The organism is Streptosporangium sp. G12 (assembly GCF_052983175.1).
This window is the reverse complement of sequence record NZ_JBRIQO010000023.1, coordinates 161,134-183,552: the sequence shown is the minus strand read 5'-3', so window position 1 is coordinate 183,552 and position 22,419 is coordinate 161,134. Positions and strand designations below refer to the sequence as shown.

The 22,419-nt window shown below is 72.7% G+C and carries 24 protein-coding genes; 19 read left to right on the top strand and 5 right to left on the bottom strand.

What is annotated here, in order from left to right; genetic code table 11:
• The first annotated feature begins 929 nt into the window (after positions 1 to 929).
• The 13 genes from ACVCAG_RS32400 (at position 930) to ACVCAG_RS32340 (ending at position 13,293) form a co-directional block, all read left to right on the top strand.
• Positions 930 to 1,844: an RNA polymerase sigma-70 factor gene (locus ACVCAG_RS32400; protein WP_440086987.1), complete on the top strand. Its 915-nt coding sequence runs from the start codon at positions 930 to 932 to the stop codon at positions 1,842 to 1,844.
• A 125-nt stretch (positions 1,845 to 1,969) separates the two neighbouring features.
• Positions 1,970 to 2,398, top strand: coding sequence for a pyridoxamine 5'-phosphate oxidase family protein (locus ACVCAG_RS32395; protein WP_440086988.1), 429 nt, complete (start codon positions 1,970 to 1,972; stop codon positions 2,396 to 2,398).
• Between the two features lie 423 nt (positions 2,399 to 2,821).
• Positions 2,822 to 3,706: a Scr1 family TA system antitoxin-like transcriptional regulator gene (locus ACVCAG_RS32390; protein ID WP_440086989.1), complete on the top strand. Its 885-nt coding sequence runs from the start codon at positions 2,822 to 2,824 to the stop codon at positions 3,704 to 3,706.
• Positions 3,703 to 4,488: an SAM-dependent methyltransferase gene (locus ACVCAG_RS32385; RefSeq protein ID WP_440086990.1), complete on the top strand. Its 786-nt coding sequence runs from the start codon at positions 3,703 to 3,705 to the stop codon at positions 4,486 to 4,488. Before ACVCAG_RS32390 ends, ACVCAG_RS32385 begins: the two co-directional genes overlap by 4 nt.
• A 218-nt stretch (positions 4,489 to 4,706) precedes the next feature.
• Entirely contained in the window at positions 4,707 to 4,835 is a 129-nt protein-coding gene (locus ACVCAG_RS32380) for a hypothetical protein (protein WP_440086991.1), read from the top strand.
• Positions 4,832 to 5,614: a GDSL-type esterase/lipase family protein gene (locus ACVCAG_RS32375; protein ID WP_440086992.1), complete on the top strand. Its 783-nt coding sequence runs from the start codon at positions 4,832 to 4,834 to the stop codon at positions 5,612 to 5,614. Before ACVCAG_RS32380 ends, ACVCAG_RS32375 begins: the two co-directional genes overlap by 4 nt.
• 456 nt (positions 5,615 to 6,070) lie before the next feature.
• Positions 6,071 to 7,741: a malonate decarboxylase subunit alpha gene (gene mdcA / locus ACVCAG_RS32370; protein ID WP_447191016.1), complete on the top strand. Its 1,671-nt coding sequence runs from the start codon at positions 6,071 to 6,073 to the stop codon at positions 7,739 to 7,741.
• Between the two features lie 7 nt (positions 7,742 to 7,748).
• Complete coding sequence (locus ACVCAG_RS32365) at positions 7,749 to 8,651, top strand: triphosphoribosyl-dephospho-CoA synthase (protein WP_447191015.1); 903 nt, start codon at positions 7,749 to 7,751, stop codon at positions 8,649 to 8,651.
• Complete coding sequence (locus ACVCAG_RS32360; protein ID WP_440086995.1) at positions 8,639 to 8,932, top strand: malonate decarboxylase subunit delta; 294 nt, start codon at positions 8,639 to 8,641, stop codon at positions 8,930 to 8,932. Before ACVCAG_RS32365 ends, ACVCAG_RS32360 begins: the two co-directional genes overlap by 13 nt.
• The gene (locus ACVCAG_RS32355; RefSeq protein WP_447191014.1) at positions 8,929 to 10,686 is read left to right on the top strand and encodes a biotin-independent malonate decarboxylase subunit beta; all 1,758 of its coding nucleotides are present in this window, start codon (positions 8,929 to 8,931) and stop codon (positions 10,684 to 10,686) included. Before ACVCAG_RS32360 ends, ACVCAG_RS32355 begins: the two co-directional genes overlap by 4 nt.
• Positions 10,677 to 11,288 (top strand): malonate decarboxylase holo-ACP synthase, encoded by a 612-nt coding sequence (locus ACVCAG_RS32350; protein WP_440086997.1) that lies wholly within the window; start codon positions 10,677 to 10,679, stop codon positions 11,286 to 11,288. The genes ACVCAG_RS32355 and ACVCAG_RS32350 overlap by 10 nt, the downstream gene beginning before the upstream one ends.
• Entirely contained in the window at positions 11,285 to 12,388 is a 1,104-nt protein-coding gene (locus tag ACVCAG_RS32345) for an acyltransferase domain-containing protein (RefSeq protein ID WP_440086999.1), read from the top strand. The genes ACVCAG_RS32350 and ACVCAG_RS32345 overlap by 4 nt, the downstream gene beginning before the upstream one ends.
• A complete protein-coding gene (locus ACVCAG_RS32340) occupies positions 12,385 to 13,293 on the top strand; it encodes an alpha/beta fold hydrolase (protein ID WP_440087000.1) in 909 nt (302 codons plus the stop codon). Before ACVCAG_RS32345 ends, ACVCAG_RS32340 begins: the two co-directional genes overlap by 4 nt.
• Before the next feature lie 92 nt (positions 13,294 to 13,385).
• Here the strand turns inward: ACVCAG_RS32340 and ACVCAG_RS32335 are convergent, their stop codons facing one another.
• Together ACVCAG_RS32335 and ACVCAG_RS32330 are read right to left on the bottom strand one after the other, a co-directional pair.
• Complete coding sequence (locus tag ACVCAG_RS32335) at positions 13,386 to 13,664, bottom strand: hypothetical protein (RefSeq protein ID WP_447191013.1); 279 nt, start codon at positions 13,662 to 13,664, stop codon at positions 13,386 to 13,388.
• A gap of 110 nt (positions 13,665 to 13,774) precedes the next feature.
• Complete coding sequence (locus ACVCAG_RS32330; protein ID WP_440087001.1) at positions 13,775 to 14,674, bottom strand: LysR substrate-binding domain-containing protein; 900 nt, start codon at positions 14,672 to 14,674, stop codon at positions 13,775 to 13,777.
• Between the two features lie 87 nt (positions 14,675 to 14,761).
• Between ACVCAG_RS32330 and ACVCAG_RS32325 the strand changes: the two genes are divergently transcribed.
• Positions 14,762 to 15,607 carry an LLM class flavin-dependent oxidoreductase gene (locus ACVCAG_RS32325; RefSeq protein WP_447191012.1) on the top strand — a complete coding sequence of 282 codons (846 nt, stop codon included), beginning with the start codon at positions 14,762 to 14,764 and terminating at the stop codon, positions 15,605 to 15,607.
• A gap of 55 nt (positions 15,608 to 15,662) precedes the next feature.
• Complete coding sequence (locus ACVCAG_RS32320; protein ID WP_447191011.1) at positions 15,663 to 16,511, top strand: alpha/beta fold hydrolase; 849 nt, start codon at positions 15,663 to 15,665, stop codon at positions 16,509 to 16,511.
• A gap of 92 nt (positions 16,512 to 16,603) precedes the next feature.
• Here ACVCAG_RS32320 and ACVCAG_RS32315 read toward each other — a convergent pair whose 3' ends face one another.
• Positions 16,604 to 16,999, bottom strand: coding sequence for a RidA family protein (locus tag ACVCAG_RS32315; RefSeq protein WP_440087143.1), 396 nt, complete (start codon positions 16,997 to 16,999; stop codon positions 16,604 to 16,606).
• 136 nt (positions 17,000 to 17,135) lie between these two features.
• On the opposite strand from ACVCAG_RS32315, the gene ACVCAG_RS32310 reads away from it, so the two are divergent.
• Positions 17,136 to 18,110: an HTH domain-containing protein gene (locus tag ACVCAG_RS32310; RefSeq protein WP_440087005.1), complete on the top strand. Its 975-nt coding sequence runs from the start codon at positions 17,136 to 17,138 to the stop codon at positions 18,108 to 18,110.
• Positions 18,111 to 18,156: 46 nt separating this feature from the next.
• Here ACVCAG_RS32310 and ACVCAG_RS32305 read toward each other — a convergent pair whose 3' ends face one another.
• A complete protein-coding gene (locus ACVCAG_RS32305; protein WP_440087006.1) occupies positions 18,157 to 18,693 on the bottom strand; it encodes a dihydrofolate reductase family protein in 537 nt (178 codons plus the stop codon).
• 200 nt (positions 18,694 to 18,893) lie between these two features.
• Entirely contained in the window at positions 18,894 to 19,706 is an 813-nt protein-coding gene (locus ACVCAG_RS32300; RefSeq protein WP_447191010.1) for a phosphotransferase, read from the bottom strand.
• 219 nt (positions 19,707 to 19,925) lie between these two features.
• On the opposite strand from ACVCAG_RS32300, the gene ACVCAG_RS32295 reads away from it, so the two are divergent.
• From ACVCAG_RS32295 to ACVCAG_RS32285, 3 genes are all read left to right on the top strand, one after another.
• Complete coding sequence (locus tag ACVCAG_RS32295; protein ID WP_440087008.1) at positions 19,926 to 20,504, top strand: thioredoxin domain-containing protein; 579 nt, start codon at positions 19,926 to 19,928, stop codon at positions 20,502 to 20,504.
• A gap of 102 nt (positions 20,505 to 20,606) precedes the next feature.
• Positions 20,607 to 21,515, top strand: coding sequence for a LysR family transcriptional regulator (locus ACVCAG_RS32290; protein ID WP_447191009.1), 909 nt, complete (start codon positions 20,607 to 20,609; stop codon positions 21,513 to 21,515).
• A complete protein-coding gene (locus ACVCAG_RS32285; RefSeq protein WP_440087144.1) occupies positions 21,497 to 22,399 on the top strand; it encodes a serine hydrolase in 903 nt (300 codons plus the stop codon). Before ACVCAG_RS32290 ends, ACVCAG_RS32285 begins: the two co-directional genes overlap by 19 nt.
• Positions 22,400 to 22,419: the final 20 nt, after the last annotated feature.

The following is a 22,419-nucleotide window of genomic DNA, read 5'->3' as shown; positions in this document are numbered from 1 at the left end:
GATCTTGCCGTCGTCGGCGACCTTGCCACTGTCGGTGCCGGTGGCCGGCGTGCTCGTGCTACCGCAACCCGTCATCGCCGTGGCGATGACGCCCGCCAGGACGAACGCTGAGACTTTTCGGAACATGGGGGGTGTCCTTTATGTGAGCGTTAACATTTTGGGCGGAAAACCGTGAATTGTGCTGGTCGTCCGATTTGACGGCTACCTCGGCCGAGTGCCGTTCTCCCGCAGGGTGAGCGAGGGCGTGCGCGAGATGTTCACCTGGCGCGCCCTCCGCGCGGACCCGCCACGGCAGTGCGCAGGCACTGCGTCGCCGCGCGGCTTCGCGGTTTCCGGACGCCCGTTCCGCGCGCGCCCGGAGACTTGTCGAGCATCCGGGCGACCGTCCGGCGTGACACGCTCGCCGACCCGGACGCCTTGGCAGCCACCGGCGGGTGGAGCCCCACACTTGTCTGCACGGCCGCTCCTCATCTTGCGTTGGACAAGACTGTGAACGCTAACAACCATGCCGTCAAGCGATCGCCTTATTACGGTCTAATCACACCGGAAACGTGAAGCCGTGAGCCACCGCGGTCCTCGCGGTCGCCGGCGGCGGCCGGGCGAGGGTGTTCGGCGTGGCCACGCCCGCCGGGGCACACCGAACACCCCGGGCCGGCCGGCGGAAATCCACGCCCACCAGATCGCGAAGAAGACCTGGAGGAAGGGGAGGAGCCCGGCAGAGCCGTGACCGTCGGCGATGCCGTGCACGAGCCGGCCTGTGACACCCCGGCGCCGGGAATTCGCGACCGGGAGGATCTCCGAGGGCGAGGTCGCGGGCCCGGCCGGCACCGGGCACGCACGCGAGGCAGGCCGTGGACACCCGGCACGGGAAGCCGGCGGGGAGGGTCGTCAGCCCGGGACGTGGTCCCCGATAAGGTGAGAAAGGGGCGATGACCATGGCGGATACCGCGCCGACGAACGAACCCGGTGAATCAATAGATCTCGAACAGGCCGCGATGATCTTCGCGGACATGCGGCCGCGCCTGTTCGGGATCGCGTACCGGATGCTGGGCAGCGCCGGGGAGGCCGAGGACCTGGTGCAGGACGTCTGGCTGCGCTGGCAGACCTGTGACCGCCGCGCGGTGGTCAACCCGGCCGCGTTCCTGGCGACGGTGACCACGCGGCTGGCCATCAACGCCGCCCGGTCCGCGCGGGTCCGCCGCGAGACCTACATCGGCCCGTGGCTTCCGGAACCCGTCGACACCAGCACGGATCCGTATCTCGGCGCCGAGCGGGACGAGGCCCTGGGGTTCGCGGTCCTGCTCCTCCTGGAGAGACTTTCGCCCAGCGAACGCGCCGCGTACGTGCTGCGGGAGGCGTTCGACTACCCGTACCGGCAGATCGCCGAGATCATCCGGCTCAGCGAGGCGGCGGCCCGCCAGCTGGTCAGCAGGGCCCGCAAACACGTGGTCGCCGAACGTCGCGCGCCGGTGACCGGCGCCGAGCAGCACAGGCTCCTGAGGGCCTTCGTCGCCGCCGCCCGTTCCGGCGACCTGGCCACGCTGGAGGAACTCTTCGCGGCGGACGTGATCAGTTACTCCGACGGCGGTGGCGCCGTCCGGGCCTCTCGCATCCCCGTGGTGGGCGCCTTCCGGGTGGCCAAGTACCACAGGGCGTTCGCGAACCGGTTCTGGGCCGGTGTCGAGGTGGAGTGGGCGAGCCTGAACGGGCAGGCGTCCGCTCTGCTGAGCCGCGACGGCGTGGTGTTCGCGGTGGCCACCGTCAACGCCTCGGCCCAGGGCATCGACCAGGTGCTGTGGATGATGAACCCGGCCAAGATCGCCGCGGTGTCCGCCGCGGGCTGACCCGCCGCCGCGCGCCGCCGGCCACGGGTCGCGGCCATGGCCGCCCGCCTGAGGGCAGATCGGCGGGGATGCAGGGGACTTTCGTCCCTAACGTCGTCGTAGAGCGAACGGGCAGCCTGGAGGGTATGAAGCTCGACTCGGCAGGTCTGCAGATCCTCTCGCGCCAGGAGTGCGTCGCGCTCCTGGCGTCGGCCTCGATCGGGCGCATCGTGTTCACCGACCGGGCCCTGCCCGCGGTGCAGCCGGTCAACTTCGTCCTCGACGGCGAGGACATCGTGATCCGCACGGGCATCGGCTCCAAGCTCGCCGCCGCGGCCGGCGACGCGATCGTCGCCTTCGAGGCCGACGAGTTCGACCACATCACCCGCACCGGCTGGTCGGTCACCACCGTCGGACCCGCACGCGCCGTACGCGAACCGGACGAGATCGAACGCCTGTCCGCACTCCCCCTGCGCACCTGGGCACCGGGCAGCCACGACCACTACATCGTGGTACGCACCGAGCAGATCACCGGCCGCCGCCTCGCCTCCGGACACGACGGGCAGGAGAGCTGACCGCCCGGGGCTCTCGGCCCCGGAGCCGTCCCGCACGGACCTTCCGTCCCATCCCGGCGAGCCGGTCGTCATCAAGGACGCCGAGGTGCGCCGGCGACCTGCGGTGGACGTCAACCGCATCGTCCTCGGCGTGACATGCCGGCACGCGTCCGGCCCGTGGACGCCCGCCGTCCCTCTTCGCCGCGCGGCCGGCCCGCACCGCCTCGACCGGCCGGCCGAGGGGGCGGGCAGGCCTTGACCGGACGCACCTTTCGCAAGTTTTGTGATCTTGAAATTTCGCGGAACGGTATCCCGAATTCCTGGACAGCCGGAGAAAACAAGCAATAGCCTCAATTCCACTTTCCAGGTGATCTTGCCATGGCAAGTCGACGGGGGCGGGGGTTCCCACTGATCATCCGGCGGGCGGAGACACTCGGAGGGGATGTGGGCGCTCAAGCGGAGGCCGGCGACATGGCGCGCCAGATCGTCGGCGCCCGGCTCCGGCAGCTCCGGCTCCAGTGCAACCTGACCGCCGCCGAGGCCGGCAAGGCCATCCGTGCCAGCGAGTCGAAGATCAGCCGTATGGAGACCGGTCAGCGAGGCTTCCGCAGGGACGACCTGCGTGACCTCTTCACGCTGTACGGAGTCACCGACCCGTACCAGCGGGAGATGCTGCTGTCCGTGGCGTTCGGCGAGCGCAGGCCGGGCTGGTGGGACAGCAAGGAGCTTCCGCTGGACGCGGCGGTGGTGATGCGCCTGGAGCAGACCGCGGACCTCATCCGCACCTACCAGCCGTTCGTCGTCCCGCCGCTCCTGCAGACCCCGGAGTACGCGGCGGCCGCCTACCGGATGAGCCGGTACCCGGTCCCGCCTCGCCACGTCGAGAGAAGCGTCGAGCAGTTGCTGCGCCGCCAGAAGGTGCTCGCCGGCGCCGACCGGCCCGTGCTGTGGGCCGTGATCGAGGAGCCCGTGCTGTGGCGGCCGATCGCGGGAGTGGAGGCGCACATCCGCCAGCTCATCGCGCTGACCGCCTCGGCCCAGATGAAGGGCATCAGCATCCAGGTGAATCCGATGGGTTCACGGTTCATCCCCGGGCACGGGCCTTTCACGATCTTTCGCCGCGGTTACGGCCGGCCCCAGATGATCGCCGTCCACGGTGAGAGGGAGGAGGTCGCCGAGCGATCCCTTCGGGAGGAGCACGCCATCACGTTCGACCGGCTCTCGGTCGCGGCCTGCGAGAGCGGCGACACGACAGCGCTTCTGATGAGGATCTGTGACCGCATTCACGTAATGGACGACCACACACCTTCACCGAAAGGCGCCCAGTGACCCATCCCAGTGACGCATCGCAGGCGAGTGCGGCCCGCATGTACGACGTCATGCTCGGCGGCCAGGAGAACTTCGCGGCGGACCGGGAAGCCGTCAAGATGCTGGTGGCTCATTTCCCGACGGTCCCCGACGCGTGCCGGGCCAACCGCGGGTTCCTGCTGCGAGCCGCCAAGACCATGGCCGACGCCGGTATCGACCAGTTCCTGGACATCGGCTGCGGTCTGCCCACTCCCCCGAACCTCCACCAGGTCGTGCGGAGCGTCCACCCGGATGCCCGCGTGGTGTACGTCGACAACGACCAGACGGTCGTCACGCACAATCAGTCGACGGTGGACCACTCCGGCGTGTTGACGATCCACGGGGACCTGCGCCGGCCGCAGGAGATCCTCGACCACCCCCGGGTGCGGGCCACGCTCGACTTCACCCGGCCGATCGGCGTGTTCACCGTCGCGGTGTGGCATTTCGTCACCGGCGACACCGCGCACGACCTCATGGCCCGGTTGCGTGACGCCCTCGCGCCGGGCAGCTACCTGGGGCTGACCCACGCCTGTTCCGACACGATGCCGGAGGACGAGGCGTCCGCCGGGCTGGCGGTGTACGGGCAGACCCGCAACCCGGTCAGGCTCCGCACCATGCGCGAGGTCGGCGAGCTGTTCGAGGGGTTCGAACTCCTCGAGCCGGGACTGGTCCTGGCGGCGGACTGGCGTCCCGTCGACGACGACCCGTTCCCCGAGCGCGCGTTCGAGGTCGTCGCCGGTCTCGGCAGGATCCCGCCGCGCTGAACCACCCGTGGGCGAACGCCGGATCCCGCCGCGCCGAACCGCCCTTCGGGCCGGTAGGCACCTGCGGAAACCAGCCGTCGACCGGCCGTCCGACCACGAACTCGGCTCACGTGCGCGAGGCGCGTCCTCACATGCGCGAGGCACGTCCGGAACGGCCCGATCGGTCCGGCCGCTCCCCGCTCCGAGACGAGGTCGCCGCCGCTCCTAGGATGAGCCGCATGCACATTCTCGAACTCGAGCGGCGGGCGAGCGACGCCTCGGGGAAGGTCACCGCCACCACCGACGGCGCACCGGTCCGCCGGCCGCCGGTCGCCCACCTCGGACGTGACGCGCGGTGGACCCCATGACGGACTTCGGCTTCGTCGCGCTCGGCGACAGCTTCACCGAAGGGGTCGGCGACCCTCTTCCCGACGGCACGTTGCGCGGGTGGGCGGATCTCGTGGCGGCGGATCTCGACGCGCCCGGCTTCGGCTACGCGAACCTGGCCATCCGGGGGCGCAGGTTCGACGACGTCGTCGCGCAGCAGGTCGACGTGGCGATCGCGATGAACCCGTCACTCGTCAGCATCGCCGCGGGCGGCAACGACGCGCTGTGGCGCGGCTTCGACCTGACCACGATGCGCGACCGCTTCGACCAGGTGGTCGCCCGCCTGCGCGCGTCGGGCGCGGACGTGCTGCTCTTCACCTTCCCCGACCTGAGCGTCCGGCTCCCGCTGCCCCACGTGCTGCGGCCCCGCATCGTCGCGATGAACGACCTCGTCACAGAGGTGGCCGAGCGGCACGGGGCCCACCTGGTCGACCTGTTCGGCGACCGGGCGTTCGACGACCACAGGCTGTGGAGCGCCGATCGCCTGCACCTCAACCCGCTGGGCCACCGCCGGGTCGCCGACCAGGTCCTGGCCGCGCTCGGCCGCGCCGCCGCCCCTCCCCCGCCCCCTCCCGGCCCGCCCGCGGCCGGACCGGCGCTGCTCGCCGACCTCCGCTGGGCCTCGGCGCACCTCACCCCCTGGCTGCGCCGCCGCCTGACGGGCCGCTCCTCGGGTGACGGGATCCTGCCCAAGCGTCCCGTCCTGACGGGCGGGTTCGAGTCGCCGTCCGGCCCGCCCCCGGACCCGCGGTCCGGCTGAGCGGCCCGCCGAGAGCCGCGCACGATCGGCCGGGGGCGGGCCGGGGATGGCGTGGCCCGGCGAGATTCGGAGTCCTGTGCCCGCTTTCCGTGTGGGGCGCCGACGGGCGCCCCACACCGGGCCCTCGGAACGGCCGAGGCGTTGCTCGCCCGCCGCGTTCCCGGCAAGGTCGTCCTCGACCTGTGAGGGGGGTCGCTCCTTTTCCCCGGGAGATCTCCTCGCTTTCCCTGGAAGTCTCCCCCCGCTCGGGAGATCTCCCCCGCCGGCTTTCCCGGGAGAGCTTCCCGCTCGGCGGGGACGCCGTATGCCCTTCCCCGCGTCGGCTCACCCACGGCGGCGAAGACTGCCGGATCGATACCGAACCCCGATCACCGACTGTAACGCTTTAACGTAATTTGAGTTAATTCTTATATTTCGCGAGGTATTAGCCCCAAAGACCTTAATTGGGGGCAGGCGATGGCACTCACGAAGGTGGCAACCCGGGACTGGACACGGCGGCGGACCGCGAAACGCGAGCGGCTGGAGGCGGTGAGACCCTTCACCTCCGGCACCTCGGGCACCTCGGGCCGGGTCCTGGACACCGGGCGCACGCGCGACGCCCTGCAGGCGCTGTTGCGGCCGGGCGACCGGGTGGCTCTGGAGGGCGACAACCAGAAGCAGGCGGACTTCCTCGCCGAGGCACTGGCCGGGTGCGACCCGAAGGTGGTGCACGACCTCCATCTGCTGATCTCCTCGATCAGCCTGCGTGAGCATCTGGACGTCTTCGAGCGCGGTGTGGCCCGCCGTCTCGACTTCTCCTACGCCGGCCCGCAGAGCGTGCGCATGGCGCGGCTGCTCGCCGACGGCACGGTCGAGGTCGGGGCGATCCACACCTATGTCGAGCTGTACGCGCGGATGTTCGTCGACCTCACCCCCGACGTCGCGCTGCTCTGCGCCGAGCAGGCCGACCGCGAGGGAAACCTCTACACCGGACCCGGCACCGAGGACACCCCGACCATCGCCGAGGCGACGGCGTTCCACGACGGCGTGGTCCTGGTCCAGGTCAACGAGCTGGTGGACAGGGTTCCCCGGGTGGACATCCCCGGCGACTGGGTGGACCTGGTCGTGGAGAGCCCCCGGCCGTTCGCGCTGGAGCCGCTGTTCACCCGGGACCCCCGCCAGATCGGCCAGGTGGAGATCCTGATGGCCATGCTGGCGCTGCGCGGGATCTACGAGCGGCACGGCGTGACCACGCTGAACCACGGGATCGGCTTCGACACCGCGGCGATCGAGCTCATCCTGCCCACGTACGGCGAGGAGCTGGGCCTGCGCGGGAAGATCTGCAAGCACTGGACGCTCAACCCGCACCCGACGCTCATCCCCGCCATCGAGAGCGGCTGGGTCGAGTCGGTGCACTGCTTCGGCGGGGAGCCCGGCACGGAGCGCTACGTCGCCGCCCGCCCGGACGTGTTCTTCACCGGCAGGGACGGGTCGCTCCGGTCGAACCGGGTGCTGTGCCAGCTCGCGGGCCAGTACGCCGTGGACATGTTCATCGGGTCGTCGCTGCAGATCGACGCCCGCGCCAACTCCTCGACGGTCACCGAGAGCCGGCTGACCGGTTTCGGCGGAGCGCCCAACATGGGACACGACCCGCACGGCCGCAGGCACGCCTCCCCCGCCTGGCTGAGCCTGCTCACCGGCAGGGCGTCCGCGCCCCGGGGGCGCAAGCTCGTCGTGCAGATCACGCAGACCTTCCGTTCCGGCGGCGTCCCGGCGTTCGTGGAGTCGCTGGACGCCGTCCAGGTGGGCAAGGACGCCGGAATGCCCATCCCGCCGGTCATGATCTACGGCGACGACGTCAGCCACGTGGTGACCGAGGAGGGGGTGGCCTACCTCTACAGGGCCGTCTGCCTGGCCGAGCGGCGCGAGGCGGTGGCCGCGGTCGCGGGGGCCACCCCGGTCGGCCGCGACATCGCCGAGCGGCGCGTGGACGAGCTGCGCCGCGACGGTCTGGTCGCGCTGCCGGAGGACCTCAAGGTCGACGTCCGCAAGGCGGACCGGTCCCTGCTGGCGGCCCGCAGCATCGAGGATCTCGTCGCCTGGTCCGGGGGCCTGTACGATCCGCCCGCGCGGTTCCGGACCTGGTGACCGGCCGATGACCGTCACCGGCGGCGCGCTCGCGGCGGGGGAACGGACGGCGAGGCCCTCCGCGGCCCTGCTCGCCGACCTGGCCGTCCGCGCGCTGTGCCAGGAGGCGTGCCTGAGCCCCAAGCCGGGCCTGGCCGACCGCCGTGGGCGCGGCGCGCACGACGACATGGACCTGCCGCTTCTCCTGGCCTCCGCCCGGGCGCTGCGCCCCATGTTCCGCTCCCTCGCCGAGGCGGCGGAGCGGACGCCCGCCGGGATCGAACGCCGGGAGGAACTGGGCCGGCTCAGCCGCGAGGGCGAGGCGGCCATGCTGCGGACCACCGGGGGGGTGAACACGCACCGCGGGGCGGTGTGGGCGCTCGGGCTGCTCGTCGTCACCGCCGCGGGCGCCGCCGACGAGCGGGAGGCCGCCGGCCGGGCGGCCCGGCTCGCCGCCCTCCCCGACCGGTACCTCCCCGCGAGGGCGCCCTCCCACGGCGAGCGGGCCCGGCGGCGGTACGGGGTGCGCGGCGCCCGCGGCGAGGCCGAGGCCGCCTTCCCGCACGTCGTCGAGGTCGCCCTGCCGCGGCTGCGCCGGGCCAGGGCGGCCGGGCTCCCCGAGGAGGCGGCCCGGCTGGACGCGTTGCTGGCGGTGATGAGCCTCCTGGACGACACCTGCGTCCTGCACCGCGGCGGCCCCGAGGGCCTGCGCGTCGTACGGTCCGGTGCCGGGCGCGTCCTGGCCGGGGGAGGCGCGGGCACGGCCCGCGGCCACGCCGCCCTCGCCGAACTGGACGAGCGGTGCGTCGCACGGCGGCTGTCGCCGGGCGGGAGCGCCGACCTGCTGGCCGCCGCGCTCTTCCTCGACATGGTGCCGTGGCCGGAGCCCGTCACCCGGGCCGGACGGAAGGTGCTCACGTGCAGACGCTGAACTACGAGTTCCCCGCCGACCGTCCGGCCGCCCGGCGAGCGCACGTCGGGGTGGTCGGTTCGGGGGATCTGGAGGTCCTGATGACCCCGGAGCGGGCCGCCGTCGCCCGGGTGCGCGTACGCACCAGCGTCGACGGGTTCGACACGGTGTGGCGGACCGTGCTGGAGCGGTTCTTCGCCCGCCACGGGGTCGCGGGGAGTTTCGAGCTCAACGACTTCGGGGCGACCCCCGGCGTGGTCACCCTGCGCCTGCGGCAGGCCGTCGAGGAGGGCAGGGCATGACGTCACAGGACACACGAACGGACTGGACGGACTGGAACGCGCTGCTCGCCCGTACCGGCTTCATAGAGCTGGGCGCCCGGGCGCGCGCCGTCGCGCTGCTCGACACCGCCACCGCCCGCGAGCTGTGCGGCCCCTTCGACCGGATCGAGTCGCCCTGGCTGGAACCCCAGGGCGTCGTCCCGGAGTCCGACGACGGCGTCGTCGTGGTCAAGGGGAGACTCGGCGGGCGGCCCGCGGTCGTGATCGGTGTCGAGCAGGCCTTCCAGGGCGGCGGCATCGGCGAGGTCTCCGGCGCGAAGATCGCCGCCGCGCTCTCCCTCGCCGCCGCCGACAACCGCGCCGGCACCCCGACGGCCGCGATCCTGCTGCTGGAGACCGGAGGCGTACGCCTGCAGGAGGCCAATCTGGGCCTGGCCACGATCGCGGAGGTGTGCTCAGCGCTGCTGGAGCTGCGCGCCCTCCAGCCCGTCGTCGGCGTCATCGCCGGAGCGCTGGGCTGCTTCGGCGGCATGAGCATCGCCGCCGGGCTGTGCACCTCCCTGATCATGACCAGGGAGGGCCGTCTCGGGCTCGACGGTCCCGAGGTGATCGAGTCCGAGGCCGGCGTCGCCGAGTTCGACGCCTCCGACCACACGCTGATCTGGTCGATCGACGGCGGCACGCGGCGCACCGAGACCGCGCTGGCCGACGCGCTCGTCCTCGACGACGTCACCGCCGTGCGAACCGCCGTGATCGACGCGGTGGGGCGCGGCGTGCCCGGCGAGCACCGCTCCCGGCGAATCGGCGAGCTGCGGGCCCGTCTCCAGGCCGTCGACCCGGCCCATCCGCCGGAGCCGGCCGATCTCGCGGCCGTCTGGGCGAAGGCCGTACCGCGGAAGGCCGCACCGCCGGAAGACCGCGCCACAGCAGCCCGTACCGCGGGAGCCCGCGCCGAGGGGAGACAGGTGACGAGCCGGGGCCGGAACTGGACGCGGGCGCTCGCCGACGGCGACGTGAGCGACACGGTCCCGTCGGTGATCACGGCGGACGCCACCCTGGGCGGCGACGTCGCCCGCCTGATCGCCGTCGTGCCGGACCCGCGGAGCCCCTACCACCGGGCCCGCCACGGCGAGGTCGGCCTCCGCGAGGGGCTCGCCCTCGCCGAGGCGGTGACCGAGGTCGTCACCGGGGACGCGCACCTGCCCGACGACCGCCGCCGCCCGATCGTCGCCGTCGTCGACGTGCCCAGCCAGGCCTACGGGCGCGTCGAGGAGGTGCTCGGCATCCACCACGCCCTGGCCGTCGCGGTGGACGCCTACGCCCGCGCCCGCACCGCGGGGCACCCCCTGATCACCCTCATCGTCGGAACGGCGCTGTCCGGCGGATTCCTGGCGCACGGCGCGCAGGCCGGCCAGATCCTGGCGCTCGACGACCCCGGCGTGGTGGTGCACGCCATGCACAGGAAGGCCGCCGCGAGAGTGACCCGCCGGACCGTCGACGAGCTCGACGAGCTGGCCCGGCGCATCCCCCCGCTGTCCTACGACGTCACCGACTGGGCGAAGCTCGGCCTGTGCGACGAGCTCCTGGACGTCGAGAACGCCGGCGACCCGACCGGCGAGGACGCGGGAAAGGTGAGGGAGGCGCTCACCGCCGCCGTCGAACGGGCCCGCCGCGGCCCCCGCGACCTGGGCAACCGGCTCACCTCGCCCGCCGCCCGGCGAACCCGGGCCGCCTCCCGGCGCGTCCGCGAGGCGCTCGCCGCCCAATGGCCGTGACCGCGCGCCCGCACGACCTGCTGCGGCTCTCCGGAGCCGCGGCGCTCGGCGACACGCCCCCGGGGTGGGTACCCGCGTCGATCGCCGCCTGCCCCTGGTGTGTCGTACGGCGGGCGCCGCGCCCGCCCGGCCTCGTCCCGGTCGGCATCCGCGGGACCGAGCGATGGCAGCGCCACGCCGCCCTGGTCCCCCGCGACGCGGTCATCCGCTCCGTACCGCCCGAGGAGCTGAGGGGGCGGCCCTGGCTCCCCCTGCTCGCCGTCACCCTCTCCGCCGTCACCCTCCTGCTCGCCGGCGAGCTGGAGGCCGACACCACCTGGGGCCCGATCGGCGGGGTCGGCTTCGAACTGGCCACCGGGCAGCCGGTCACCCACCCCGGAAGCGACCTGGACCTGCTGATCCGGGCACCGCGCAGGCTGGACCGCACCCTGACCACCCGGCTGGCGGCCTTTTTCGTCGCCCTCCCCGGTAGGGTCGACTGCCAGCTGGAGACACCCGGAGGCGGGATCGCCCTCGCCGAGTGGGTCCGCACCGGCGGCCCCGTCATGGCCCGTACCGACCACGGCCCGCGCCTGGTGGACGACCCGTGGGCCCCCGCATGAGCGTCGCGTTCCTCTACCCGGGCCAGGGCACCCAGCGGCCCGGGATGCTCCACGACCTGCCCTGCCATCCGGCCGTCACCGCGACCCGCGCCGAGGCCGAGCGGATCCTGCCCGGCTCGTCCCTGCGGGACACCGCCGAGGCGCTGGAGTCCACCGTCACCGCGCAGGTCGCGCTCTGCGTCGCCGGAGTCGCCGCGACCCGCGCCCTCGCCGGCGAGGGCGCCGTTCCCGACGCCGTGGCCGGGCACTCCGCCGGAGCGTTCCCGGCCGCCGTCGCGGCCGGCGCCCTGACCTTCGCCGAAGCCCTCACGGCCGTGCGCCACCGCGGCGAGCTGATGCGCGACGCCTACCCTCGCGGGTACGGCATGGCCGCCGTTCTCGGGCTGACCGTGCCCCAGGTCCGGCGAGTGGTCGAGTCGACCTGCACCGGCGACGACCCGGCCTACCTGGCCGTCGTCGACACCGACCAGCAGGTCGTGGTCGCCGGCAGCGACCGCGCCCTGGAACGCCTCGCCGCGGCGGCCGCCCGGGCCGGCGCCCGGCGCGTGCGGCGCCTGGACATCGCCGTCCCCTCACACTGCCCGCTGCTCGGCCACGTCGCCGACGCCATGGCGGACCACCTCGCCGCGATCCCCCGGCGTCACCTCGCCGTCCCCTATCTCGGCGACGCCACGGGCCGCCTGCTGCGCGACTCCGCCGCCGTCCTCGACGACCTCGCCCGTGGCGTCGCCACCACGGTGAGATGGCGCGACGTCATCGCCGTGCTCGGTGAGCTCGGCACGACCCTGTTCGTCCAGACACCCCCGGGGGACGTCCTCGCCAGGATCGCCCGGGCCGCGCACCCCCGTACCCGCGTCATCAGCCTCGCCGACACCGGCGTCGCCGACGCGGCGCTGCTCACCCGCCGCGCCCGGGGGGACGGAGCCGATCGACACGCGACCGCCCGGAGAACGGACGCCTCGACGAGACCGGCTCCCCGACGAGACCGGTTCTCCGACAAGACCGGTTCTCCGGCGAGACCGGCGACCGGCCGCGAAGACGCCGGGCACCACTCACCGGAACCCGAAGATCGCCCATCACGTCAAGGGGGAGAAAGATGAGATCCGCACGCACCTGCCGGCGGCTCCGGGGGATCGCACCCGCGGTGGCACTCGCCGCGGTCGCCGCCTCCGCGGTGGCGTCGCCGGCGACCGGCACCCAGACGGCCACGGCCGTCAGGGCGTCCACGGCGGCGCACGGGTCGCCGGCGCTCACGGCCGAGCCGTTGCCCTGCCGGTCGCCGGGCCGCGTCAAGCCCACGGTCGTCCTGGTGCACGGCGCCTGGGCCGACACCTCCAGCTGGAACGGCGAGGTGAGCTCCCTGCAACGAGCGGGCTACGTCGCGCGGGCCATCGCCAACCCGCTGCGGAACCTCAACGGCGACGCCGCGTCCGTCGCCGACTTCCTGAGAACCGTTTCCGGCCCGATCGTGCTCGTCGGGCACTCGTACGGAGGCTCGGTGATCACGAACGCCGCCGCGGACGTCCCGAACGTCAAGGCCCTGGTGTACGTCGACGCGGCGGCGCCCGACGTCGGGGAGACCACCGGCGGGCTCAGCGGCCGCCGCTCCGCCCTCTCCGCCGATCCCGCCTCCCTCTACGACATGGTGTCCTACCCGGACGCGCCCCGGGGAGCGACGGACCTGTACCTCAAGCAGGACGTCTTCGTCCGCTCGTTCGCCTCCGACCTGCCCCGGGACACCGCGGTGCGTCTGTGGGCCACCCAGCGGCCCGCCTCCACCAGCGCGTTCACGACGCCGTCGAAGGCCGCGGCGTGGAAGACGATCCCCTCCTGGTACTTCATCAGCACCGGCGACCGGATCATCACCCCGTCCTCGGAACGGTTCATGGCCCACCGGGCGCGCTCGAAGGTCACCGAGTTCCCCGGCGGCTCGCACCTGACCCTGGTGTCGCACCCGGACGCGGTGACGGCGGTGATCGGGTCGGCGATCTGCTCCGTCCGCTGAGCGGTGACCTCCGATCAGGCCGCGAGTCCGATCCGAAGCCTGAGCGGGCAGGATGGCCAGAGGCCCGGCGGCGACGGCCTGACGCAGCGAGCTCAGCTTCGCCTCCACGACGCTTCGAGCCGTCGAGCCGTCGGGCCCTCGGCGGGGCGGAGCGACGGATGTGGGATGAACTCGTCCCCGTTCCGCTCCACCAGCCCGGCCGCCTCCAGCACGGCGGTCCGTTGCGGAGCGGCGGCCAGCACGTCGGCCAGCGGGGCCGTCAACGCGTCGCGCGTCGTCCCGATCACGTCGGCCAGCGCCCAGGAGGCGGCCTCCGGCGCGGCCACCGGATCGTCGTCGAAGACCGGATCGACCTTGCCATCGAAGGACATAAAGCCCACAAAAGAGCATTTATGGGCACCAAGAGGGGGAAATAGTACAGGAACTTCTTGGCGTGTCCCGGCGAGCGATCCGTCTGCCGGTGGCACGAGGGAAGGCCGCCTCACCGGCCGCGTTCGAGGTCGCCGGCGATCTCGGCGGCCAGCCGCGCGGCGCGGGCGGCGAGAGGCGAGGGAGTGCGGTGGGCCTGGCGCACCAGATAGATCTTTCGCGGGGCTATCGGCGGCCGTAGCGCGTGGACGCTCAGCGCCTCGTCTGCCGCGGCGCCGGCGGCGTGAACGACGAGCCAGGGGAGGATCACCGAGCCGAGGCCGGCCCGGACCATGGAGAGCACGGTTTCGTTGCCGGCGGCGCGGAAGACGATCTCGGGGTGGACGCCGTTGCCGGCGAGGGCCTCCTCGAGCGCCGGCTGCGCGCAGTCGGGTGGCCAGGCGACCATCGGCGCCCCGTCGAGCTCCACCAGGTCGACATGCCCGTCGGGAAAGCGCCCGCGGGGGGACACCAGGTGGTACGGGTCATGGAGGAGTTCGAGGTGCTCGACGTCGGTGCCGGCGATGCGGTGGTCGTGGAAGAGCAGGTCGACCTCCGACAGGTCCGGAGACCCCGGCTCTTCCTCGGAGAGCCGGATGTCGCAGCCGGGGAACTCCTCGCGGAGCCTGCGGACCAGAACCGGCAGGAGCGTGGTGGACACGCTCTGGAAGGTGCCGATCGTGAGGCGGCCTTCGCCGGCCTTGAACCGCTCGATGGCGGTGCGCATCGCGTCGGCCCTGGCGAGCAACTCCGCGGCGTGGGTCAGCGTCACCTCGCCGAGCGGCGTGAGCCGGACCCTGCGCGGGCCGCCCGGACGGTCGAAGAGGAGACCGCCGACCGCGCGCTCGAGGGCGGCGACGTGCTGGCTGACGGTGGACTGGGTGTAGCCGAGCCGCGATGCCGCCCTGCCGAAGGAACCCTCGTCGGCGACAGCGGTGAGGGTGACCAGATGTCGAAGCTCCACGTTCGCCACACCGGCCACGGTACTTCGCCAAATCCGATCATAAGCATCGAAAATCATCGCTTTTCACGATGGAGAAGGAGACCTAGCGTCGGTGGCATGCCTGCTAATCACCGATCGGCGTTGTGGGTCCCGCTCTTCGACGAGCTGGCCGACCCTCTTGTGGTGGCACGACTCGCGGCCGAGGCCGAGGAGGCCGGCTGGCACGGGTTCTTCGTGTGGGACAGGCTCACCTGGCCCGCACCGGTCCAGCGGGTCGCCGACCCGTGGATCTCGCTGGCGGCGGTGGCGACGGCGACCGGCTCGCTGCGGCTGGGCCCGATGGTCACGCCGGTCGCGCGCCGCCGGCCCGCGAAGCTGGCCCGGGAGACCGTCTCGCTGGATCGGCTCAGCGGGGGCCGGCTGACGCTGGGCGTGGGGCTGGGCGGCGACGTCTACGGCGCGGAGTTCGCACGCACCGGGGAGCAGGTCGACGACCGGGTCCGGGCGGAGATGCTGGACGAGGCGTTGGGCATCCTCACGTCCGCCTGGTCAGGGCGCCCCGTGCGCCACTGCGGACCGCACTACGTGATCGACGATCTCGCGTTCCTGCCCGCGCCGGTCCAGCGGCCGCGCGTGCCGATCTGGGCCGCGGGCTACGCGGGTCGCCGCAGACCGCTGCACCGGGCGGCGCGTGCCGACGGGTTCTTCCCGGTCGAGCTGCGGCACCCCGACCAGCTCGCGGAGATCGACGAGACGATCCGCGGCCTGCGCCCCGATCCCACGGCGCCCTACGACATCGCGGTGCCCCTGCCACCCGGCGCCGATCCCGCCGCGTACGTCGCCGCCGGCGCCACCTGGTGCCTGACGGAATTCGAACCGGAGGCGATGGCGCTCGACCACGTGCGCGGAGTGCTCAGGGACGGCCCCGCCGTCCCGGCCCCGGAGGAGGTCGCATCCTCATGACCACCGCGACGCGAACGGCGGCCCCCAGGGCGCGCGGCACGGGAAGGGACCCGTCGTGACCGAACGCATGATCACGGTACGAGGGGTGCGGCTGTGCGCCGAGTCCTTCGGCGACCCGGGCCGGCCGCCGGTGCTGCTGATCATGGGGACCGGCGCCTCGATGCTGTGGTGGGAGGACGGCTTCTGCCGCGAGCTCTGCGAGGGTGGAAGGTTCGTCATCCGTTACGACCATCGCGACACCGGCCGGTCCGTCACCTACCCGCCCGGGCATCCGGGCTACGACTCAGGCGACCTCGTCGAGGACGCGGTCGGTGTGCTCGACGCCTTCGGAATCCAGGCGGCGCACCTCGTGGGGGTTTCCGCGGGAGGCGCCCTGGCGCAACTGGTGGCGCTCGATCATCCCGGCCGGACCGGCACCCTCACCTTGATCAGCACCACGTTCGCCCTGCCCACCCCTCGCGGTCGCGATCTGCCCGGGCCGGCCCGCGAGTTCGCCGGGTTCCCGCGGGCGGCACGGCCCGGCCGGACGGACCACGAGTCGGCGATCGACCACCTGGTGAGCCACGCGAAGATGCTCACCGGTGGCCGTCGGCCGTTCCCCGAACAGCAGGTCCGGGAACTGGTGCGAGCCGACACCGGCCGCGCGCGCGACCCCGCCTCGGCGCGGAACCACGACCTCCTCGAGGACGCGCCGCGGGAGCGTCCGCCACTCGCGAGCATCCGGGTGCCGACGCTGGTGGTGCACGGTGCCGCGGACCCGATGTTCCCGCTTCCGCACGGACACGCGCTGGCCGAGGAGATACCGGGCGGCCGGTTACTGGTCCTGCCGGACTCCGGCCACGGCGTGGAACGCGCCGACTGGCCCGTCCTCGCCTCGGCGATCCTCGAGCACACCGCCGGTTAGTCCCGATGCCGGTTAGTCCCGATGCCGGTTGGTCGAGGGCCGTGGGCGGGTGTCGAACCCGGGCCGGTCAGGACGGTGTTCGCGAGGCCGCGTCACGCGACGGCGGTCCCCTCCAGCTCGACCATCAGGTCGGGGATCGCCAGCCGTACCACCCCGAGCATCGTGGTGGACGGTGCCACCCCGGCGGCGCCCAGCCGCGACGCCAGCACGCCGTAGTGCTCGAAGAGCCGATCGACGTCGGTGGTGTGGACGTTGAGCCGGACGAGGTTCGCGAGGGACATGCCGGCCTCGCCGAGCACGGCCTCCAGGTTGTCGAGGCTCAGCGCCAGCTGCGCCGCCATGTCACCGGCATGCTGGGGTTTGCCGTCGCCGCTCATCGCGGTCTGCCCGGCGCAGTACAGGGTCCGGGTGTGCCCGGAGACGATCTCACCCTGGTTGTAGCCCAGCTCCACCGACCACGCCCACGGGTTGACCGCCGTTCGCTCCATCGCCACATCAGCTCCATTCGATTCGTCGACATCACGTACGTCGCCCGGCCCGGTAGCCACCGTCTTCGTCGTGATGTCGACAAGCCTCCCGGCAAATCACGACATCCTGTGTCGTGTATTTCTGTAGGGTTTTCGTATGCGTGCCGACCGGTTGGTCTCGCTGGTGCTGCTGCTGCGGCAGCACGGTCGGCTGTCCGCGGCCGCGCTGTCCCGCGAGCTGGAGGTTTCCACCCGCACCGTGCTGCGCGACATCGAGGCGCTGTCCGCGGCCGGCGTCCCGGTCTACGCCGAACGCGGCCGGCACGGCGGTTTCGCGTTGTTGCCCGGTTTCCGGACCGAGCTCACCGGGCTGAACCACGACGAGGCCCTCGCCCTGCTGGTCGCCGGATCGCGGCGCGGCGCACAGGCGTTCGGCCTCGGCTCGGCACTCGCTTCGGCGATGCTCAAGGTGGTCGACGCGCTGCCGGAAAGCTATCGGGACACCGCGGCCGGCGCGGCCGGGCGATTGCTCGTCGACCCGGAGACCGACCTGCTCTCACGCCGGCTGGCCGACGAGGAGGTGTCCGACGCCATAGCGGCCGAGGTCCTGCGCGCGGTGTTCGCCGGACACAAGCTGCGCATCCACTACGCGGCCGTGGACCAGACCCCGCGGTGGCGCACGGTGGACCCGATCGGCCTGGTCACCGTACGCGACCGGGGCTACCTGCTGGCCACGAGGTCCGGCGCGGACCGCACCTACCGGCTGTCCCGGATCCTGGCGGCCGAGGAACTCGACGAACCCGCACAGCGACCGGACCGGGTCGACCTGGACCGGGCCTGGCAGGAACGCGGCACCCGGTTCCGGACCGGCGGCGACCAGGTCACCGTGCTGGTACGGGTGGACCCCGCGCGGCGGGAGGACCTGGTGGGCACCGCGCTGGCCGTCCTCTCCGAAGAAGCCGGTCCGGACGGCCGGCTGCGGCTGGAGGTGACCTTCCAGGATCCGAGACACGCCGAATGGGCGCTGTGGCAGCTCACCACGAACGCGGAGGCCCTGGCCCCGCAGTGGCTGCGCGACTCCCTGCGCGACCGCGCCACCGCGATCGCCACCCGCTACGGAGTGCCGTCCTGAGAGGTGAGGTGGAGAAGCAGCCGGTCCCGCGCCCCGGAAGCGACGGTCAGTCGGCCGGGCGGTAGTCCAGGACGATGGCGCCGGAGCTGAAGGCCGCGGTGCCGGCCAGCTTCCAGGCGGAGGTGGTGACGCCGTCGGGGAACAGCCGCTTGCCGGAGCCGACCACGACCGGGTGCAGGAAGAGCTTCAGCTCGTCGATGAGCTTGTGCTCGATCAGGTAGGCGACCAGCTCGCCGCTGCCGTAGATCAGCAGGTCCTGGCCCTGCTCGGCCTTGAGCTTGGCGACCTCCTCGGCGACGTCCCCCTCGATCACGGTGGCGTTCCACTCGGGGTCGCGCAGGGTGGTCGAGGCGACGTACTTGGGCAGGCCGTTCATCTGCTCGGCCCCCGGCGTGCCCTCCATCTTCGGCCAGGCCTGCGACATGCCGTCGTAGGTCTTGCGTCCCAGCAGCAGCGCCCGGCTGGCGTGCAGCTGACCGCTCTGGAACCTGGCGTGCTCGTCGTTCCAGTACGGGCCGGTCCAGGCGGGCTCCTCCACGACGCCGTCCATCGAGATGTAGATGACTGCGACGACCTTGCTCATGATCTGCTCCTCGGAGGTGGCGGCCCGTCCGGCCCGCTGTTTCGATGTGCCTTCAGCGTGGCGGAACCCGTTTACGGATTGTTTACGGCTTCCGCTCCACCGGTCGCGCGGATCCGGCGACCCCGGCCCCCGGGCGGCGGAACCCGCACGAGCGTGGCCGCCGTGCCGGGCGCTCGCCGGGCGATCCGGGCCGGGGCCGGTCAGGCCATGTCCCAGAGCAGGCGGTAGTAGGCGATGCGCTCCGGGTCGGGAGCGATCCCGTACGCGTCGTACACGACGCCGTCGTAGCCCGGCTCGTAGTTCCACTCCATGCTCCACACCGCGACCGCGAGGTCCGCCCACCGGTCGGCCACGCCGAGCGAACCCAGGTCGACGTGCGCGGCGAACGTGCCGTCGTCGTGCAGCAGGGTGTTGGGGACGCACGCGTCCCCGTGGCAGACGACGAGGCGGTCGACGGCGGGCGGCTCGCCGATGCGCGCCCGGGCCTCCGCGAGGTCCAGGTGCCGATGCTCGGGAAACCGGTCGGCCGGCCCCTCGCCGCCGGCGATGCGCTCGTCGGCACGGACGAGCCGCCGGTCGACGCTCCAGTCGTACGGGCACAGGTCGACGGGCAGGGCGTCGTGGAGCAGGCGCAGCCCCCGGCCGATCGCGGCCGCCGCGGTCACCGGGTCGACGCTCCACCGGGGATCCACCGCCGAGAGGCCGGGAACCGCCTCCGTGACCAGCCACGCGCCGTCGGCGTCCGTACCGTGCTCGACGACCCGCGGGACGGTCACCCATCGCCGCGCCCAGGTCAGCCGCTCCGCCTCGCCGGAGAGGTCGATCTCCGGGGTGCCCGCGGAGACCCACTTGACGTATCTGGTGGCACCGTGCCCGCCTTCGAGGCGGAACGTCAGGCCGCCGAGCTCGTTGCGCCACACCGGGGTGACGGTGTCATCGCCGGCGAGCGCCGCGACGACGCCGGGGACGGCCACGGGGCCGGTCGGGATCTCTGAGATGACAGGACGGCTCATGAGAACCTGATCCTCCTGGCAGAGCGGTGCCGGTGACAAACGGGTTTCCGAACCGGTGAAGGCCCCCGGAGAAGCCGGTGCCGGGAGCGGCGCGAAGCCCGTTCCATGATTCCGGCTTTGACCGCTCTTAAGCTGCGGCGCCCCGGGGGTGGGTAGGAAGAGGGGAGTTCTCGGGCGCACGGGTCCGGGTCTCTCCCCGAACATCGCGAGGAGGACCTCATGAGCACGCGACCACAGCGGGCGACGGCGCCCGTCCGGGTGCCGGCCGGTGCCTCCGCCGAGGGGGACGGCATCGTCGTCGGTGCGGGCCCGGTCACCGTTGACGTCTACGTCGATTTCCTGTGCCCGTTCTGCAAGACGTTCGAGCAGACGTCCGGGCCGGCACTGAACGGGATGGTGAGGGAGCGGGCGATCAGCCTGGTGTGTCACCCGATGGGCTTTCTGGACAGGTTGTCGACCACCCGGTACTCCTCCCGCGCGTCGGCGGCCTCCGGCTGCGCCTCGGACGGCGGGAGATTCGTCGAGTACACTCGCGCGCTCTTCGCCGGCCAGCCCCCCGAGGAAGGACCGGGACTCACCGACGACGAGCTGATCGAGCTCGGCGGCCCGGCCGGGCTCACCGGCCCGGCGTTCGGCGAGTGTGTGCGCGACGGCGCCTACCTCGACTGGACCGCCTACGTGACGCGGAAGGCCATCGAGCGGGGGGTGAGCGCCACGCCGACCGTCCTTGTCGAGGGCACACCCGTGCCGGCGACCCCCGAGGCGATCGTGGCCGCCGTGACCGCCGCCGCCCGCTGACCCCGCCCCTGGAGGGGCCGGCCCTCGCCCCCGATCACCGGGGCTCGATGCCATCCAGGATGGAAAAGGCGATTCAATGCTGAAATAGCATAAACTTGCTTCGTGGACGTCCTTGGCGCCTGGAGAGCGTTCGTCAACGTGAGCGATCGAGGAAGCTTCACGGAGGGTGCGGCGGCCACGCGCGTGCCGCAGTCGGTCGCGAGCCGCCGGATCGCCGCCCTGGAGAAGCACCTCGGGGAACGGTTGTTCGATCGGTCGTCACGCGGGGCGATGCTCACGCAGTTCGGCCGCGACATGCTTCCGTCGGCGAAGCGTCTCGTCCGCCTGGCCGACGACATGGAGCACGAGGCGGAACGGGCCAGGCTCAATCCCCTGCGTCTCGCCGTTCCCGACATCTGCACCGTTCGCGACCTCGCGCACCTCGGCGCGGAGGCCCGCGGCAACGACATCCACCTCGACTTCCATGCCGCCGCCCCGGCCGAACGGGCGGAACTCGTCCGATCTCGCGAGGTTCGCGCCGCCCTCACGGTGACACCGCCCGGCGACGCGACCTGGTCCGTACGGCTGGGCCTCGCCGGCGCCACGGATCTCCCGGTGGCAGCCGTCTACGTCGAGACCCTCCGGGCCGGCCGCGCCGCGCGGTCGTCGCGAAGAAGCCGGATCTGGATCCAGCCCGAGGACGACGTCCCTCACATCCGCGACCGGATGTTCCGGATCCGGGACGCCGTCGGCCTCCAGCCCGCGCAGGTCGTCGTCGCGGCCACGCTCGCCTCCGCCGCGGCGGAGGTCTTCGGCTCGGCGGATCTCCTCCTGTGCTCGGTCCGGCAGGCCGAGGAGCTCGGACTACACTGGCGCCCGATCGGCGAGGTCCACCTCGCCCGCGGCTTCGAGGTGTCGGCCGCCGTCGGGGACGACGCGGAGCGCATCAGGACCCGGCTGTGGCACGCGATCGCCCGCTGTCTCGGCGCGCGCGAACAGGACGGAGGGACGCCATCAAGGTCGAGAGCCTGATCCGCGAACTCCGGCGAACGCTCGACGACGCCGGGCTGCGCGGATCGTTCCTCGTCCGGGACCTGCACTCCGGTGACGAGGTCGGCATCGAGCCGGACCTCGAGTTCCCGATCGCCTCGCTCGTCAAGATTCCGCTCGCCATCGCGACGCTCGAACGCATCCGGAGGGGCGAGCTCGACGCCTCCACGCAGATCCTCGTGCGGCCGGGCGGGATCGTCACTCCGGGGCCGACCGGGCTGAGCAGGTTCCGGCATCCGGCCAGGATCGCCGTCGACGACCTGCTCTACCTCAGCACCTCCCTGAGCGACAACACCGCGGCGGACGCGCTGTTCGCCCTCACCCCGCCCGCCGAGGTCTCGGCGGTGCTGCACGGGCTGGGGCTGCGCGGCATCACGGTCCGCCACACCATCCAGGAACTCGTCGAGACCCCGATGGAACGCCTCGACCCGGCCGACGCCCACCTCGCCCACTTCCTCGCCATCGAAGCGGGGACGGCCGGGCGGGGGCATCGGATCCCGCAGCTCGACGTGACGCGCGCGAGCTCGGGATCCGCGCGAGCGTTCATCGACCTCCTGCGGGCGCTGTGGACGCCGTCCGCGATCGACCCGGGCGTCGCCGAGCGCGTGCGGGGCCTCATGGCCGACAACATCCTGCGGCACCGGCTGGCACCCGATTTCACCTCCGACGCGTCGAAGTGGTCCTCCAAGACCGGGACGCTTCTCAACCTCCGCCACGAGGTCGGCGTCGTCGAGCACGCCGACGGCCAGGTCTTCGGCGTCGCCGTCCTCACCGAGTCCCGCGTGCCGGCCGCCAGCCAGCCCGGAGCCGAGGCGCTCATGGCACAGGTCGCGCGCGCACTCCGCGATCGGTTACGCCACATGTGAGCCGCCGGACCCCGTGTGCC